Below are 15,220 nucleotides of genomic sequence, written 5' to 3'. Positions count from 1 at the left end.
TGACAGTGGGCGCATGCCTCAAGCCCCCGCCGGATCCGGCCCGCGCCGCCGCACCGTGCTGGCCGCCGCCCTCGCCCCGCTGGCGGCGGCCGGCTGCGCAGGGGAGGAGCGGCACCCGAAGCCGCGCCCCGGCCCCGAGGCCGCCGGGGACGCGCTCGTCATGGTCATCCGGCACGCCGAGAAGCCGTACGCCGGGGACACCGGCGAGGACGAGGAGGGCAACGAGGACCCCGGGTTCCTCGCGGTCCGGGGCCGGCGCCGCGCCCAGGAACTGCCCACGCTCTTCCCGCCGACCCGGGGCGCCGCCCTGCCCCGGCCCGGGGCCGTCTTCGCGGCCGGCGGCAAGGCGGGGGCGCCCGCGCGGTGCCGACAGACGGTCGAGCCGCTCGCCACCGCGCTGGGTACTCCCGTCCGCGCGGATTTCGCCGTCGGAGCCGAGCCCGCCCTGGTCCGGGCGGTGCTGGCGGCCCGGATGCCCGTCCTGGTCTGCTGGGAGCACCAGGGGATGCCCCGCCTGATCCGGGGCCTCGGAGCGCAGGACGTGCTGGGGTTGCCGGCCGCCTGGCCCGACCGCTACGACCTGGTGTGGATGTTCACCCGCAAGCAGGGTGTCTGGACCTTCCGCGAGCTTCCGCAGCACCTGCTCCACGGGGACGCGTAGCGCCGGCGCGCGGTCGCGCCGGGACCCCGCGAGCACCTCGGAAGCAGGCCGCGAGCAGGCCCTGGGCACACCTCGATGACCGCGCGGTACGGGCGTACTCTGGGAAGTGGACTCGGGGCAGTCGTGCGCCGGGAGGTCGACGATCATGACGGGAATCGTCCGAAGGGGCTTCGATTCCGCCGACGAGACACGCCGGTTCGAGGACGGCAAGGGCAGGCTCGATCTGCTCGACACCGACGGCGGACCGGTCGGCCGGGCCGTGTTCGAGCCCGGTTGGCAGTGGTCGCAGCACATCAAGCCCATTGCGGGAACCGACAGTTGCCAGGCCGCCCATGTGGGCTACATCGTCAGCGGCCGGATGAAGGTCGTCATGGACGACGGTGACAGCATCGAGGCGCAGCCCGGGGACTTCATCCAGATCGACCCCGGCCACGACGCCTGGGTGCTCGGCGAGGAGCCGTGCGTCGTCCTCGACTGGCAGGGCTACGGAGACTTCGCCAAGCCCCCGGACGCGTGACGACCCGCGCTGCCGGTCACCCGCCCGCCGCGAGGACCCGCGCCAGATAGGCCGCCGTACGGCTGCCCGTGGCGCGGGCCACCTCGGCAGGGGTGCCCGCGGCCACCACCCGGCCGCCGTCCGCGCCGCCGCCGGGCCCCAGGTCGATGACCCAGTCTGCGCCCGCCACCACCGCCATGTCGTGCTCCACGACCACCACCGAATGTCCTGCGTCCACCAGGCCGTGCAACTGCCGCAGCAGCACCGTGACATCGGCCGGATGGAGTCCCGTCGTCGGCTCGTCCAGCAGGTACAGCGTGTGGTCGCGGCGCACGCGCTGGAGCTCCGTCGCCAGCTTGATGCGCTGCGCTTCGCCGCCCGACAGCTCGGTGGCGGGCTGCCCGAGCCGCAGATACCCCAGGCCGATGTCCGACAGCGCACCGAGGCTACGGGCCGCCGCGGGCACCCCGGCGAAGAAGGAGGCCGCCGACTCCACGGTCAGGGCGAGTACCTCCGCGATGTTCAGCCCGGAGTAACGGACCTCCAGGGTCTCGGAGTTGTACCGGGCCCCCGCGCACTCCGGGCAAGGTGCGTACGTACTGGGCAGGAACAGCAGCTCCACCGAGACGAAGCCCTCACCCTGGCAGGACTCGCACCGGCCACCCGGCACGTTGAAGGAGAAGCGGCCCGCCTTCCAGCCCCGCGCCTTCGATTCCGGCGCCGCCGTGAAGAGCCGGCGGACCACGTCGAACAGCCCCGTGTAGGTGGCCAGGTTGGAGCGCGGGGTCCGGCCGATCGGCTTCTGGTCCACCTCCACCAGCCGCCGCACCGGGAACTCCGGCTCCGCCAGCCGCCCGTGGACCTCCCGCGCGAGCGCCTGGCCCACCAGGGTGGACTTCCCGGACCCCGACACACCGGTCACCGCCGTGAACACCCCGAGCGGGAACTCCGCCGCCAGGTCCCGCAGGTTGTGCCGGTCGACACCGCTGAGCCGGACGGATCCGGTCGGCTTCCGCACGGCACCCGAGCGTGCTTCCCGAGCTGGCGGGGTCCCGAACAGGTACCGGGCCGTCGCGGAGTCCGCCACCGCGGCCAGGGCCTCCGGGGGCCCGCTGTGCAGCACCCGTCCGCCGTGCTCCCCGGCCAGCGGGCCGACATCCACCAGCCAGTCCGCGTGCCGCACCACGTCCAGGTGGTGCTCCACCACGAACACCGTGTTCCCGGCCTCCTTGAGCCGGTCCAGCACGCCGAGCAGCGCCTCCGTGTCGGCCGGGTGCAGTCCCGCCGACGGCTCGTCCAGCACGTACACCACCCCGAACAGTCCCGAACGCAACTGCGTGGCCAGGCGCAGCCGTTGCAGCTCGCCCGCCGACAGGGTCGGAGCTCCGCGGTCCAGGCTCAGGTAGCCCAGCCCCAGCTCGGTGACCGGGCCGATCCGGGAGCGCAGGTCCTCCGTGAGCACGCGGGCGGCCTCGCCACCGCCGCGCTCGGCGGCCAGCACCCCGTCCAGTTCCGTCAGCGCCAGCGCCGCCAGCTCCGCGATGGTGCGGCCCGCGAAGGTCACGGCCAGCGCCTCCGGGCGAAGCCGCCTGCCCCCGCACACCGGGCACGGCGAATCGGTCAGGAACTTCTCGGCGCGGGCCCGCAGGGTGAGGCTCTTGCTGTCGGCGAAGGTCCGCATCACGTACCGGTGGGCGCTCATGTACGTGCCCTGGTAGGGGCGTTGGATCCGGTCGGCCTCCCGTACCGGATGCACCGTCACCACCGGCTGCTCTTCGGTGAACAGGATCCACTCGCGATCCGCCGCCGGAAGCTCTCGCCAGGGCGCGTCCACGTCGTGGCCGAGGGCCTCCAGGATGTCGCGCAGGTTCTTGCCCTGCCACGCACCCGGCCAGGCCGCGATCGCACCTTGACGGATCGACAGGCCCCGGTCCGGGACGAGCAGTTCCTCGCTGGTGCGGTGCACGCGGCCGAGACCGTGACAGGAAGGGCAGGCTCCGGCCGGGGTGTTGGGGGAGAAGGCGTCGGAGTCCAGGCGCTCGGCGCCCGGCGGGTAGGATCCCGCCCGCGAGTACAGCATCCGCAGCGAGTTGGACAGCATGGTGACCGTCCCGACCGAGGACCTGGAGCCGGGGGAGGAGCGCCGCTGCTCCAGCGAGACGGCCGGTGGGAGCCCGGTGACGGAGTCGACTTTCGGCGCACCGATCTGGTGGATCAGGCGGCGGGCGTACGGGGCCACGGACTCGAAGTACCGGCGCTGGGCCTCGGCGAAGAGCGTGCCGAAGGCCAGCGAGCTCTTCCCGGAGCCGGACACCCCGGTGAACACGGTCAGCGCGTCCCGTGGGATGTCCACGTCGACCCCGCGCAGATTGTGCTCCCGGGCGCCGCGGACGCGGACGTAGGGATCATGGGCGTGCGGGGTGGCGGGCTGGTGCATTCGTCCTAGTTTAGTGTCCGGGGCCGCCGGACTGCCCAGCGCCCTCCGTGAGGCCGGTGAGCCGGGCGAGCCGGCCGAAGGATTCCCTTAGGGCCGTCCGGTCGTACGTGGACGTCGTGACCAGGAGTTCGTCCGCCCCGGTCAGCTCCGCGACCTCGGACAGCTCCGCCGCGACCTGCTCCTCGGTGCCGTGGATGTGACCGGCGAGGGCGCCTTCGTACAGCTCCCGCTCCTTGGGGCTCATGGTGAGCGCCTCGACCTCCTCGGCCGGGCGGAGCGGCGGGAAGCTGCCCCTGGTGCGGGAATGCGCGACCGCCCAGGCCTCCGGCACCAGGATCCGTCGGGCGGCCTCGGCCGTGGCCGCCACCGCGACAGTTCCGGACGCCACGACGTACGGCCGCGCGCCCCAGGCGGAGGGCCGGAACTCCGAGCGGTACGCCGTGACGATCTCCGCGACCCGCGCCCGGGCCCGCAGGTCCCCGACGACCAGGGGCAGCCCGGCGCGGGCGGCGATCCCCGCCCCCTCGCCGGTGGCCAGCACGTAGGCCGGGATCCGCATCCCCTCCGCCGGGCGGGCGTGCACCTCGGGGTGCGCCCGCTGCGAGCCGTCGATCCAGCCCAGCAGCTCCGCCAGCTGCTCCTCGAACCGGTCGGCGTCGGCGGTGTCCCGCCCGAGGGCGCGGCGGATCCCGCCGGTGAAGCCGACCGAGCGGCCGAGCCCCATGTCGATCCGGCCGGGGAACAGCGACTCCAGGACCCCGAACTGCTCCGCGACGACCAGGGGCTGGTGGTTGGGCAGCATCACTCCGCCGGTGCCGACGCGGATCCGGGCGGTCGCCCCGGCCACGGCGGCGGCGAGCACGGTGGGCGCGGATCCGGCGACCCCGGGCACGCTGTGGTGCTCGGAGACCCAGAACCTGCGGTACCCGAGCTGCTCCGCGGTGCGCGCGAGCTCCACGGTGTCGCGCAGGGCCTGGGCGGCGGGGTGCCCCTCGCGGGTGCGGGACCGGTCGAGTATCGAGAGTGTGCGGATCACACTGGGGTCAACGCACGGAGGACGTCAGGATTCCCCGGGCGCCGTCGGGCGCCGTCGGGCGGCGTCCGGCTGCGTCACATCGGTCGTGCCGGCCGTTCCTGCATCGCCGCCACCAGCCGGTGGATCACCTCGGCATCCAATGCGGGGTTCGCCGCGGCCACGTGGGCCAGTTCCTCGTCGTCGAGGAGTTCTGCCAGTCGGTGCTGCGGAAGGTTCGGGTGGCGCGCCATCGCTGCGCGCACGACCGGGTCCGGGTCCCGGGTGAGGCGCTCCACGGTGTCCGGCGCGGTCTGTGGGTCGAGGGCGGCCAGGGCTCGGACCTCGGGGTCCTCGTGGTCGGCGAAGGCGGCCAGGCCGGTCGTGGGAAAGTTCGGCCGGGTGGTGAGGTGCGCGCGCTCGCCGGTGTACTCGAGGTAGCTGCGGAGCAGGAGGGCGGCCGGGGCGTCCGGATGGCTCTGGGCCAGCAGGACGCGTACGCCGAGATCCTCGTCGGCGGCCAGGCGTTCCACGAGATCGGGCGGCAGCGTGGGGACCACGGCGGCCCTCTGGCGAAGCAGCGGGTGGCCCGAGGTCGCGTCCCGGCGGACCTCCTGGGGGTCCCGGGGTGCTCTGGGCCCGGGCCACGGATGGAATCGGTCGTCCGCGGGGACCTCGTAGTCGATCCCGGCCCGTTCCTCCTCGCTCAGCGCGGGGTGCACGGACAGGGCGAGCCGTACCGTCGGGTCGGGGTCCACGGCGAGCGCGCGCATCTCGGCGGGTCCGAGGTCGGTGCGGTGCGCGATCCGCTCGCGCACCTCCGGGTCCGGATCGCCGGCCAGGAGGACCACCACGTCGGCGGGCAGGCTGGGGTTGTCGGCGATCGCCGCCCGTTCGCCCTCGGCGACCGGAGAGGTCAGGACGCCGTCCACGACGGTTCTGCTGAGGGGCATGTGCATCAGCATGTCCCAGCGTGCGTGGCACGTCCGGTCGGGCAGTTCGCGCTCCACCCACGCCGGATCCTCGCGTTGCACGTGCCGCCGCGCCCCCTCCCGGACGTCCTCGTCGGGATCCGCCAGCAGCGCAGCCCGGATCTCGGCGGGCAGCACACCCCACCTGCCGACCCCCCAGCTGCGGACCTTCGCGTCCGGATGGGTGGGCATGGACCGCTGCAGCTCCATGGAGATCTGTCGGTAGTCGGGCAGGATGTCGTTCTCGTACGTGTTGATCATGTGGACGACGGTCTCGTCGGGCAGTGGCCTGTACACGCCGCCGACAGGCAGTCTGGGCGCCTGGGCGAGGTGGGCGCGGACGAACCACTCCGGATCGTCGACCAGTCGTGCCCGCTGGGCCGGATCGACGTGGGGATTGCGGGCGAAGAAGCTGCGGGTACGGGTGTCGGGGTGCCTGAGCACGGCCTCGACGACGGCGTCGGGGAGGATCCGGTCGCGGCAGAGCACCATCCGTACGGCCGGCGGACCGTCGGCGAGCAGACGCAGCAGCACGTCCTCGGGAGAGGACGGATTGAGGGCCACCCCGGCGAGCCGGCGCGCGGGCAGGTCGGCGGCCTCCCAGATTTCCCCAGGCGTAGGCATCTGTCGTAACCCCCGTGTGTCAGCCGGCCCCCCCCCGGGACCACCGGGCCACGACCCTACCGGCCTCGCCCGGCCGTGGACCGAGCGCGATCGCTGGTCGGTGCATCGCTGGTGCATCGCTGGTCGGTGCACCGAAAACCCCGCGCCGTCCGGAAGCCGCTCCTGCTTAGGCTGGCGGGGTGACCGAGACTCAGAACCGCAGGCCCCTGGCCGTCTTCGACATCGACAACACCCTGGCCGACACCGCCCACCGCCAGCACTTCCTGGAGCGCCGGCCGCGCGACTGGAGCGGGTTCTTCGGTGCGGCTCCGGCCGATCCGCCCCTCGCCCGCGGGATCGCGCTCGCGACGGAGAGCGCGGCCGACTGCGAGGTCGTGTACCTCACCGGCCGCCCGGAGCGGTGCCGCGCGGACACCGACGACTGGCTCGCCCGGAACGGGCTGCCCGAGGGGCGGCTGTGGATGCGCGGGAACCAGGACCGGCGGCCCGCCCGCACGACGAAGCTGGAGGTCCTACGCCGGATCTCGAGGGGCCGCGAGGTGCGGATGCTGGTGGACGACGACGAGCTGGTGTGCCAGGCGGCGCGCGCGGCGGGCTTCCGGGTGGTCGTGGCGGACTGGGCGGCGGACGCGCCGGAGCTCAAGGACGCGCAGGAGGGGGAGGGGCGCACCTGAACGCGTTCGCGTGCTCCTCCAGGCCCCCGAGCTCCTCGGGCGGGCCGGGCGGGCCGGTGCCCCCCGGGTGGGCCGGTGCCCCGGGGTGGGCCCGGTACTCCGGACGGGCCCGCCTGCCGACGTGCCCGCTCCTCCCGCGGGCCGCGGGAGGAGCCCCCGGGAGCGCGAGGGGCCGCCCGGGCATCCGAGGGGCCCCCGGGCGTTCCCGCGGGCCCCAGGGAGTCCCGTAGGCGCCGGGATGGCGTGCCTCAGGCCTCGCCGTCGAGACGGAAGCCGACCTTGATCCCCACCTGGTAGTGCGCGATCTCGCCGTTCTCGATGTGGCCCCTGATTTGCACGACTTCAAGCCAATCCAGATTGTGCAGCGTCTCGCCCGCACGGGCGATGCCGTTGCGGATGGCCTGATCGATGCCCTCGTGGGACGTGCCTACGATCTCGGTCACCCGGTACGTGTGATTGGACATGGGGGTCTCCCGACACTGGGTGGCTGTTGCCTTGTTCTACGGTGCCCCAGTAAGTCCGGGTTCGCGAACTATGCGTGAACAATCCATAGCGATACCCCCTTGACCCACCCATTGGTCTATGCCAATTTCAAGCCATCTGCGATCCATCCCCCAGAAGGTGACCTTCGTGAAGATGCGCTTCCTTGCCGTGTCCACCGCTCTCGCGGCCGTGACCGCCCTCACCGGCTGCAGTCTCGCCGGGTCGGGCGGAGGTACGGAGAAGGTGACGCTCTGGCTGATGAAGGGCAGCGCCTCCGACGATTTCATAGGTCGGTTCACCAGCACCTTCGAGAAGGAACATCCGGGCGTGGACCTGGAGGTGAAGATCCAGGAGTGGAAGGGGATCGGCGACAAGGTCAACGCCGTCCTGTCCGGAAAGAGCGAGGAAGGCGCCGACGTCATCGAGGTCGGCAACACCCAGGTCGCCCAGTACGTCGAGGGGGGCGGAGTCTCCGAACTCACCCTGGAAGCCCTGCGCGAGTGGGACGGCAAGAACTGGCTGAAAGGTCTCTCCGAACCGGGCAAGGTCAACGGCGCCCAGTTCGGCGTCCCCTGGTACGCCGCCAACCGCGTCGTGATCTACAACAAGGACCTCTTCGCGAGCGCCGGGGTCAAGGCACCGATCAAGACCCGCCAGGAATGGATCCAGGCCACGCAGAAGCTCGACAAGGGCGCCCAGCAGGGCATCTACCTCGCCGGGCAGAACTGGTACGTCCTCGCCGGGTTCGTCTGGGACGAGGGCGGCGAGCTCGCCGTCGAGAGCGGCGGCCAGTGGCACGGCACCCTCGACGAGGAGAAGGCCCTGGCGGGAATGGAGTTCTACCAGCAGCTCCAGGCCCTCGGTGAGGGCCCCAAGGATGCCGACGAGGAGACGCCCCCGCAGTCCGACGTCTTCGCCCGCGGCGGGATCGCCCAGATCATCGCCCCGCCCGGCCAGGCCGCCGCCATCGAGGCCGCGAACCCGGACCTCAAGGGCAAGCTCGGCTTCTTCCCGATCCCCGGCAAGACCGCCGACAAGGTGGGCTCGGTCCTCACCGGCGGCTCGGACCTGATCATCCCCGAGAAGACGAAGCAACGTAGACACGCCGTCGACGTGATCACGGCCCTGGTCAGCGAGAAGTGGCAGACCGAGCTCGCCCGCACGATGAGCTACGTACCCAACAAGACCACCCTCGCGCACGTGCTCCAGGGCAACGACGGCGCCACGGCGATGGCCCCCGGCGCCGCCCAGGGCCGTGCCACCCCGCAGTCCCCCCGCTGGGCCGAGGTGGAGGCCGAGAACCCGATCAAGCCGTACATGACGGCCGTCCTCACCGGCCAGGACCCGCGGAAGGCGGCGAAGGCGGCCTCCGATGCCATGAGCAAGGTCCTCAGCTCCGACCGCTGATCCGGGGCGGGAGGGCTCCGGAGGGGGAGGGAGGGCTCCGGAGGGGGCCGCCCGCCAAGTTCAGCGTCCGCACATCCAAGGGCCGCGAAGCGGCCATGTCGAATCCAGCCGGTCACGGAAGAAGTAAAGAAGCCAGGCCACACACCTGCCGGCCTGGCTTCCCGTGCCGGACCAGGAGCCGTCATGACCATCGCCCCCCTGTCCCCGTCCGTCGTTCCCCCCGCGGTCGCCCCCGTCTCCGCCTTCACCTCTTCCCCGGCGCCCACCCCGCACGCCGAGGAAACCCCCGCACCCCGCTACGCCGTCCGCCTCGCCCGCAACGAGGACGAGGTGCGCGCCGCCCAGCGGCTGCGCCACCAGGTCTTCGCCGGTGAGCTCGGAGCCCGTCTCGACGGACCGGAGCCGGGCCTGGACTCCGATGCCTTCGACGCCTACTGCGACCATCTCCTCGTCGTGGACGAGGAGACCGAGCAGGTCGTCGGCACCTACCGGCTGCTGCCCCCCGAACGCGCCGCCGTCGCCGGACGCCTCTACTCCGAGGGCGAGTTCGACCTCTCCGCCCTCGCTCCCATCCGCCCCGACCTGGTCGAGGTGGGTCGCTCCTGCGTCCACCCCGCCCACCGCAACGGCGCCGTCATCGCCCTCATCTGGGCGGGCCTCGCCCGTTACATGCACCGCTCCGGGCACAACTGGCTCGCCGGCTGCTGCTCCATACCGCTCTCCGACGGCGGGGTACTGGCCGCCGCCACCCGGGAGAACGTCCTCACCCGCAGCCTCGCCCCCGTCGAGTACCGGGTCGCCCCGCACCTCCCCTGGAACCCCGAAGGCATCGACTTCCCCGGCCGGATGGAACTGCCCCCGCTGCTGCGCGGCTACCTGCGCCTGGGCGCCTGGGTCTGCGGCGAGCCCGCCCTCGACGCCGAGTTCGGCTGCGCCGACCTGTACGTCCTGCTCTCCCTGCGCCGTACCAACCCCCGCTACCTCAAGCACTTCCTCGCGCTCGCCCCGGCCGCATGAGCGCCTGGCTCCCGACCTCGCCCTGCACTCCCACGGGCTGCGCCGGCCACGAGGGGCGCAGCGCGAGCGTGCCGCGCGCGGTACTGCGTCTCGCCGGCGCCATCGCCCTGGTGCTGCTCGGGATCCTGGGCGCCCCGCCGCTGAGGCTGCTGCCGGAGCGGCCCCGGCACGTGGTGGTACGGGCCTGGGCCGCCGCCCTGCTGGGCGCCTTCGGCCTGCGGATCACCGTGCACGGGACCCCCGGCCCCGACGGAGGCAGGCTGATCGTCGCCAACCACATCTCCTGGCTTGACATCCCGCTCGTCGCCGCCGTCATGCCCTCCAGGATGCTGGCCAAGAGCGACATCCGGAGCTGGCCCGTGCTCGGGCCGCTCTCCCGGCAGGCCGGCACCCTCTACATCGAACGCGACCGGCTGCGCACCCTGCCCTCCACCGTCGACGCCCTCGCCCGGGCCCTGCTCACCGGAGACCGCGTCACCGTCTACCCCGAGGGCTCCACCTGGTGCGGACGCGCCCAAGGCCCCTTCCGGCGGGCCGCGTTCCAGGCCGCGCTGGACGCGCGGGTGCCCGTACAGCCCGTACGGATCAGCTACCTGCTCGACGACGGGGGGCCGGCCGGGGCTCCCGCCTTCATCGGGGACGATCCGCTGACCGCCTCCCTGTGGCGGATCGCGCGGGCCCGCGGGGTACGGGCCGAGGTGTGGCTGCTGCCGCGGATCCCGCCGGGCCGGTACGGGCACCGGCGGGACCTCGCGGCGGCGGCTCAGGCCGCCGTGCTCGCCGAACCCGCCGAACCGGTACCCGTGTCACGACCGGCGCCGCCGCTGCTGCCCGGCGTCCCCTCCCAGCCATCGGCGCCGATACCGTCCGCCACCGACAGCGACAGGGCGAAGCGGCCCGCCGCATCCGTCCACCAATGGGTCAACTCCAGTCCCGCGGAGGCGAGTTCCTTGCGGACCCCTTCCTGACGGAACTTCGCCGAGATCTCCGTCAGGATCTCCTCACCCGCCTCGAAGGGCACCTCCAGATCCAGCGCCCTGACCTTCACCACCACCGGCCCGCGGGCCCGCAGCCGCATCTCGATCCACTCGTGCTCCCGGTTCCACACCGCCACGTGCTCGAAGTCGGCGGTGTGGAAATCCGCGCCCAACTCCCGGTTCACCACGGACAGCACGTTCCTGTTGAACTCGGCAGTCACCCCCTGGGCATCGTCGTACGCCGACACCAGGACGGCCGGGTCCTTCACCAGGTCCGTCCCCATCAGCAGGGCGTCCCCGGGTGACAGCATCGCCCGTACGTCGGCCAGGAACACGGCCCGCTCCGCCGGCAGCAGGTTCCCGATCGTGCCGCCCAGGAACACCACCAGCCGCGGCCCGGGGGACTCCGGCAGCCGCAGCGCCCGGGTGAAATCGGCCAGCAACGCGTGCACGCGCAGTCCCGGATGCTCCTCCAGCAGGATCTTCGCCGCCCCGGTCAGCGCGCTCTCGCTCACGTCCACCGGTACGTACGTGTCCAGCGCGGGCAGCGCCTCGATCAGGTGCCGGGTCTTCTCCGAGGAGCCGGAGCCCAGCTCGACCAAGGTGCGGGCCCCGCTCACCGAGGCGATCTCCCGGGCCCGTTCGAGCAGGATCTCCCGCTCGGCGCGCGTCGGGTAGTACTCGGGCAACCTGGTTATCTCCTCGAAGAGTTCACTGCCCCGGGCATCGTAGAACCACTTGGGCGGCAGCGACTTGGGGGACCGGGTCAGCCCGTCGCGCACATCCGTGCGCAGCGCTTCCTCGGCGGCGTGCTCGTCGAGCGTGCGGGTCAGCTGGAGCTGGAAGTCGTTCACGTGCCTTCGTCTCCTTGGTGCGGTGCGTGCGGTGCGTGGGGCGAGTGCGGTGCGTGGGGCGTGTGCGGTGTGTGCGGTGCGCCGACGGGGGTCTCCTTCAGGGAGACGAGATCGACCCGGGTGCGGGTGGCGGTCAGCAGGGTCCGGTCGGGTACCTCGCACCAGCGCGCGTCGTCGTCGTAGGGCTCGGAGGCCACGACCGTGCGCTGCGCCCGGGCGTCGGCCAGATACCACAGGGAATCCCCCCAGGCCGTCGCCGCGATGGCCCGGCCGTCGGTCAGCAGCAGGTTCAGCCGGGATCCGGGCGCTGCCTCGGCCAGCTCGCGCACCGTCCCGGCCAGTGCCGCACCGAGGTCCGGGTCCGTCCGCAGCCGGTGCAGGACCAGCGCCCAGATCAGCGCCGAATCCGTACGGGCGGCCATGGACAGCAGCTCCTGGGGCGGCAGGCCGGCCGCGACCGGGGCCGCGGAGTCCGGCCAGTCCCGCAGCGAGCCGTTGTGGCTGAACAGCCACAGCCCCTCCGAGAACGGGGCGGCCGCCGCCTCCCCGTCCGCCCCGGGGCGCGTGGCGTCCCGTACGGCGGCCAGCACGGCTCCGCTGCGGACCACCCGGGCGAGGTCGCCGAAGGTCAGGTCGCCCCAGATCGGACCGGCCCGGCGGTAGCGGGCGGGCACCGGGTCCCCCTCCGCGTACCAGCCGACGCCGAAGCCGTCGGCGTTGACCGTGCCGGAACGCTGGCGGCGCGGCTCCCACGACTGCCGGACCAGCGAGTGCCCGGGCTCGCTCAGCACCCGTCCGAGGCTCACGGGCGCCCCGAGGTAAGCGAGGTGACGGCACATCAGGCCTGCCCGGCGGAGCCTGCGGGGACGGCGCCGCGCGCGGTCCGGAACCCGGAGAAGATCTGCCGGCGCACCGGCAGGTCCCAGTTGCGGAAGGTGCCCCGGCAGGCCACGGGGTCCACGGCGAAGGAACCGCCGCGCAGCACCTTGTGCTCGGGGCCGAAGAACACCTCCGAGTACTCGCGGTAGGGGAACGCCCGGAAACCGGGGTAGGGGAGGAAGTCGGAAGCGGTCCACTCCCACACGTCGCCGATGAGCTGGCGCACCCCGAGCGGGGAGGCCCCGTCCGGATAGGCGCCCGCCCGGGCCGGCCGCAGGTGGCGCTGGCCGAGATTGGCGTGCGCGGGCGTGGGGTCCGCGTCGCCCCACGGGTAGCGGGTGGAGCGGCCGGCCGCCGGATCGTGGCGTGCGGCCTTCTCCCACTCCGCCTCGGTGGGCAGCCGGCGCCCCGCCCAGCGGGCGTACGCGTCGGCCTCGTACCAGCTCACGTGCAGCACCGGCTCGTCCCCGGGCACCGGCTCCGTGACCCCGAAGCGGCGGCGCAGCCAGGTACCGCCTTCACGGTGCCAGAACAGGGGGGCCTCGATTCCGTGCCGGCGGATCTCCGCCCAGCCGGCCGCCTCCCACCACCGCTCCTCGCGGTAACCGCCGTCCGCCATGAACTGTTGGTACGCGGCATTGGTCACCGGAACGGTGTCGATCCAGAACGCCTCGACCTCGCGGACGTGCGCGGGCCGCTCGTTGTCCAGCGACCAGGGCTCCGCGGAAGTTCCCATCGTGAACGGCCCCGCCGGTACGAGCACTTCGGCCGCCCGCGGCGGCCCCTGCGGGGGATCCGGGTCGGGCGCCGCCAGAACCGGCGCGCCCTGCCGGAGCTGATGGGTGATCAGCATCGTCTCGTCGTGCTGCTGTTCGTGCTGGGCGATCATCCCGAAGACGTAGCCGCCGTCCAGCAGGGCGGTACCCTCCAGGGGTGTGCGCTCCAGCAGGTCGAAGACCCGGCCGCGCACCTCGGCGGCGTACCGGCGGGCTTCCTCCGGGCTCAGCAGGGGCAACTTCGGGCGCTCCGCCCGGGGGTGCTCGAACGCATCGTAGAGCGGGTCTATCTCGGGGTGCATCGACTCGCGTCCTGCCACGTTGCGCAGCAGCCAGAGTTCCTCCATGTTCCCGATGTGTGCGAGGTCCCAGACCAGCGGGGACATCAAGGGGGAGTGCTGCGCGGTCAGTTCCGTCTCGGTGACGGCATCGGTGAGTCCGGCCGTCCGGACGCGCGCCGCGGTCAGGGCGGCGGCGGCCCGCTCGCGCAGGAGCTCGGGTTCGGCGGTCATGAGCGTGCCTCCTCGCCGGCCGGCCGGCGGTGCCGGGGCTGCTGAGTGTGGGCTTCGGCCCGCGTTTGCGTCCCGGTCCGGGCCTGCTGCGGTTCGGTGCGGTCGTCCGCCGGGCAGCGGCCTCGGGAGACGTAGCGCTCGGTGAACTCGCCGACGGTGTCGATGATGTGGCCGCCGGCTCCCAGCCGGGGCAGTGCCGAGGCCGCGGCCCGGAAGCAGGCGCGGGCGGCGGACCGCAGCTCCGGATCGGCCAGCGCGTTGCGGGCGGCGGAGCGCCACAGCGGATTGCGCGGCGCGGGCCGGGTGCCGTAGGAGTCGGCCAGCCCCTTCGCCACCCGGTACGCGGTCTCCGCGGCTTCCGGGTCGTCGAACAGCGCGTGCACCACGGCCACCGGGACCAGCCAGCCGTCCTCGCCGGGCTGGGCGTCGATCATCCGCAGCTCCAGATGGCCCCGGGGGCGTACCGGCGGGAAGAGGGTGGTCAGGTGGTAGTCCAGATCCGCGGCGGTCGGCGGGCGCAGGCCCGCTCCGGAGCGCATCCAGTCGCGGAAGGTCAGCCCGCGCGGTACCGCCCAGGGCGCACCCTCCTCGTCCACCCCGCCGTCCGCACCCGTCCGCACGCACATCACCTCGGTGTCCAGCGCCTGCCGGGTCCACGCACCGCGCGGCTCCGCCTCCAGGGGCGGAGCGAGGGAGCGCCGGGTGTCGAGGTCGCTCCAGACCCCTTGGCGGGCGCACCGCCAGCCGGCGTACGGGCCCTCGTGCGCGGGAGAGTTGGCGAAGGCGGCGACCAGCACCGCACCGAGGAGGTGGGCGAGGCGCCAGCGCCTGCCGTGCCCCAGCGGGCCGGGCTCCTCGTGACCGGCGTCCACGCACACCTGGACGGAGGCCGAGGCGCACATCATGGCGCGCCCGGCCGGGCCGGTGCGGTCGAAGTAGGTCTCCATGGCCTCGTACCGCGGGCTGGCCAGCATCCGCCGCAGCGGTCGGCGCGGGTCCTGGCCGAGTCCGTGCAGGACGAGGCCCTGGTCGCGCAAGGCGCCTCGGACGGCGGTCAGATCGGCCTGGAGGCCGTCGACGCATCCGGTCAGGGAGGAGGCGGGGGCCGAGCTGAGCTCCAGCTGGCCGCCGGGCTCGACGGTGACGCGGGATCCGAGGGGGAGGGCGCGGGCCGCGTCGTGCGCGGCGGTCAGGCGCTCGTGGGAAACGGGCCGGTCGGGTCGTTCGGCGTCGAACACCAGCCATTCGAGCTCCGCACCGAGCAGGCGGGGCGGGCCGGTCTTGAAACAGATGCCGTGGAGCAGCTCCTCGGCGCCTGCTTCGGTCAGTCGGGTGAGCGAGTCCTGGGGCATGACGGGGCCCTCGTCTCCTGTCGTCGTTTGTGACATCACCCGTGCCTACCCGTCCCTTGGGGCACAAATCCATTGCGGCGCCCTGCCG

13 protein-coding genes and 1 pseudogene are annotated in these 15,220 nt (G+C 73.2%); 6 read left to right on the top strand and 8 right to left on the bottom strand.

What is annotated here, in order from left to right; translation table 11 throughout:
• The first annotated feature begins 13 nt into the window (after positions 1 to 13).
• Together ACFYM0_RS33865 and ACFYM0_RS33860 are read left to right on the top strand one after the other, a co-directional pair.
• Positions 14 to 661: a hypothetical protein gene (locus ACFYM0_RS33865; protein WP_388508348.1), complete on the top strand. Its 648-nt coding sequence runs from the start codon at positions 14 to 16 to the stop codon at positions 659 to 661.
• 145 nt (positions 662 to 806) lie between these two features.
• Positions 807 to 1,178 carry a cupin domain-containing protein gene (locus ACFYM0_RS33860; RefSeq protein ID WP_388508346.1) on the top strand — a complete coding sequence of 124 codons (372 nt, stop codon included), beginning with the start codon at positions 807 to 809 and terminating at the stop codon, positions 1,176 to 1,178.
• Between the two features lie 16 nt (positions 1,179 to 1,194).
• Here ACFYM0_RS33860 and ACFYM0_RS33855 read toward each other — a convergent pair whose 3' ends face one another.
• From ACFYM0_RS33855 to ACFYM0_RS33845, 3 genes are all read right to left on the bottom strand, one after another.
• Positions 1,195 to 3,594 (bottom strand): ABC transporter, encoded by a 2,400-nt coding sequence (locus tag ACFYM0_RS33855; protein WP_388508343.1) that lies wholly within the window; start codon positions 3,592 to 3,594, stop codon positions 1,195 to 1,197.
• 10 nt (positions 3,595 to 3,604) lie between these two features.
• Positions 3,605 to 4,630: an MsnO8 family LLM class oxidoreductase gene (locus ACFYM0_RS33850; RefSeq protein WP_388508340.1), complete on the bottom strand. Its 1,026-nt coding sequence runs from the start codon at positions 4,628 to 4,630 to the stop codon at positions 3,605 to 3,607.
• A 74-nt stretch (positions 4,631 to 4,704) separates the two neighbouring features.
• Positions 4,705 to 6,201 (bottom strand): hypothetical protein, encoded by a 1,497-nt coding sequence (locus tag ACFYM0_RS33845; protein WP_388508337.1) that lies wholly within the window; start codon positions 6,199 to 6,201, stop codon positions 4,705 to 4,707.
• Positions 6,202 to 6,380: 179 nt separating this feature from the next.
• Between ACFYM0_RS33845 and ACFYM0_RS33840 the strand changes: the two genes are divergently transcribed.
• Complete coding sequence (locus tag ACFYM0_RS33840) at positions 6,381 to 6,875, top strand: hypothetical protein (RefSeq protein ID WP_388508334.1); 495 nt, start codon at positions 6,381 to 6,383, stop codon at positions 6,873 to 6,875.
• Positions 6,876 to 7,123: 248 nt separating this feature from the next.
• On the opposite strand, the gene ACFYM0_RS33835 is transcribed toward ACFYM0_RS33840, so the two are convergent.
• Positions 7,124 to 7,339: a dodecin gene (locus tag ACFYM0_RS33835; protein ID WP_243341332.1), complete on the bottom strand. Its 216-nt coding sequence runs from the start codon at positions 7,337 to 7,339 to the stop codon at positions 7,124 to 7,126.
• 166 nt (positions 7,340 to 7,505) lie between these two features.
• On the opposite strand from ACFYM0_RS33835, the gene ACFYM0_RS33830 reads away from it, so the two are divergent.
• The 3 genes and pseudogenes from ACFYM0_RS33830 to ACFYM0_RS33820 all read left to right on the top strand — a co-directional run.
• Entirely contained in the window at positions 7,506 to 8,765 is a 1,260-nt protein-coding gene (locus ACFYM0_RS33830; RefSeq protein WP_388508331.1) for an extracellular solute-binding protein, read from the top strand.
• Positions 8,766 to 8,948: 183 nt separating this feature from the next.
• Entirely contained in the window at positions 8,949 to 9,782 is an 834-nt protein-coding gene (locus ACFYM0_RS33825; protein ID WP_388508328.1) for a GNAT family N-acyltransferase, read from the top strand.
• Positions 9,779 to 10,312: pseudogene (locus tag ACFYM0_RS33820) on the top strand (lysophospholipid acyltransferase family protein); the annotation flags it as partial. The gene ACFYM0_RS33825 and the pseudogene ACFYM0_RS33820, both read left to right, overlap by 4 nt.
• Positions 10,313 to 10,545: 233 nt before the next feature.
• On the opposite strand, the gene egtD reads toward ACFYM0_RS33820, so the two are convergent.
• Genes egtD through egtA form a run of 4 tightly spaced genes read right to left on the bottom strand, consistent with a single transcriptional unit; the run spans position 10,546 to position 15,168 of the window.
• The gene (gene egtD, locus ACFYM0_RS33815; protein WP_388508326.1) at positions 10,546 to 11,613 is read right to left on the bottom strand and encodes an L-histidine N(alpha)-methyltransferase; all 1,068 of its coding nucleotides are present in this window, start codon (positions 11,611 to 11,613) and stop codon (positions 10,546 to 10,548) included.
• Positions 11,610 to 12,452, bottom strand: a complete 843-nt coding sequence (gene egtC / locus ACFYM0_RS33810; protein WP_388508324.1) for an ergothioneine biosynthesis protein EgtC — start codon at positions 12,450 to 12,452, stop codon at positions 11,610 to 11,612. Before egtC ends, egtD begins: the two co-directional genes overlap by 4 nt.
• The gene (gene egtB / locus ACFYM0_RS33805; protein WP_388508321.1) at positions 12,452 to 13,780 is read right to left on the bottom strand and encodes an ergothioneine biosynthesis protein EgtB; all 1,329 of its coding nucleotides are present in this window, start codon (positions 13,778 to 13,780) and stop codon (positions 12,452 to 12,454) included. The genes egtC and egtB overlap by 1 nt, the downstream gene beginning before the upstream one ends.
• Entirely contained in the window at positions 13,777 to 15,168 is a 1,392-nt protein-coding gene (egtA, locus tag ACFYM0_RS33800) for an ergothioneine biosynthesis glutamate--cysteine ligase EgtA (protein WP_388508318.1), read from the bottom strand. The genes egtB and egtA overlap by 4 nt, the downstream gene beginning before the upstream one ends.
• Between the last annotated feature and the right edge of the window lie 52 nt (positions 15,169 to 15,220).

It is taken from the genome of Streptomyces sp. NPDC006487, from assembly GCF_042870555.1.
In the GTDB taxonomy this organism is placed as follows: domain Bacteria; phylum Actinomycetota; class Actinomycetes; order Streptomycetales; family Streptomycetaceae; genus Streptomyces.
Note: the sequence above shows the minus strand (reverse complement) of the source record. Positions and strands in the feature narration are given on the sequence as shown.

Excerpts from the sequence above, each read along its gene's own strand:
- ACFYM0_RS33825 (WP_388508328.1), top strand. The coding sequence starts at position 8,949 with ATGACCATCGCCCCCCTGTCCCCGTCCGTCGTTCCCCCCGCGGTCGCC.
- egtA (WP_388508318.1), bottom strand. The coding sequence starts at position 15,168 with ATGTCACAAACGACGACAGGAGACGAGGGCCCCGTCATGCCCCAGGAC.
- egtC (WP_388508324.1), bottom strand. The coding sequence starts at position 12,452 with ATGTGCCGTCACCTCGCTTACCTCGGGGCGCCCGTGAGCCTCGGACGG.
- ACFYM0_RS33845 (WP_388508337.1), bottom strand. The coding sequence starts at position 6,201 with ATGCCTACGCCTGGGGAAATCTGGGAGGCCGCCGACCTGCCCGCGCGC.
- egtB (WP_388508321.1), bottom strand. The coding sequence starts at position 13,780 with ATGACCGCCGAACCCGAGCTCCTGCGCGAGCGGGCCGCCGCCGCCCTG.
- ACFYM0_RS33835 (WP_243341332.1), bottom strand. The coding sequence starts at position 7,339 with ATGTCCAATCACACGTACCGGGTGACCGAGATCGTAGGCACGTCCCAC.
- ACFYM0_RS33865 (WP_388508348.1), top strand. The coding sequence starts at position 14 with ATGCCTCAAGCCCCCGCCGGATCCGGCCCGCGCCGCCGCACCGTGCTG.
- ACFYM0_RS33855 (WP_388508343.1), bottom strand. The coding sequence starts at position 3,594 with ATGCACCAGCCCGCCACCCCGCACGCCCATGATCCCTACGTCCGCGTC.
- ACFYM0_RS33860 (WP_388508346.1), top strand. The coding sequence starts at position 807 with ATGACGGGAATCGTCCGAAGGGGCTTCGATTCCGCCGACGAGACACGC.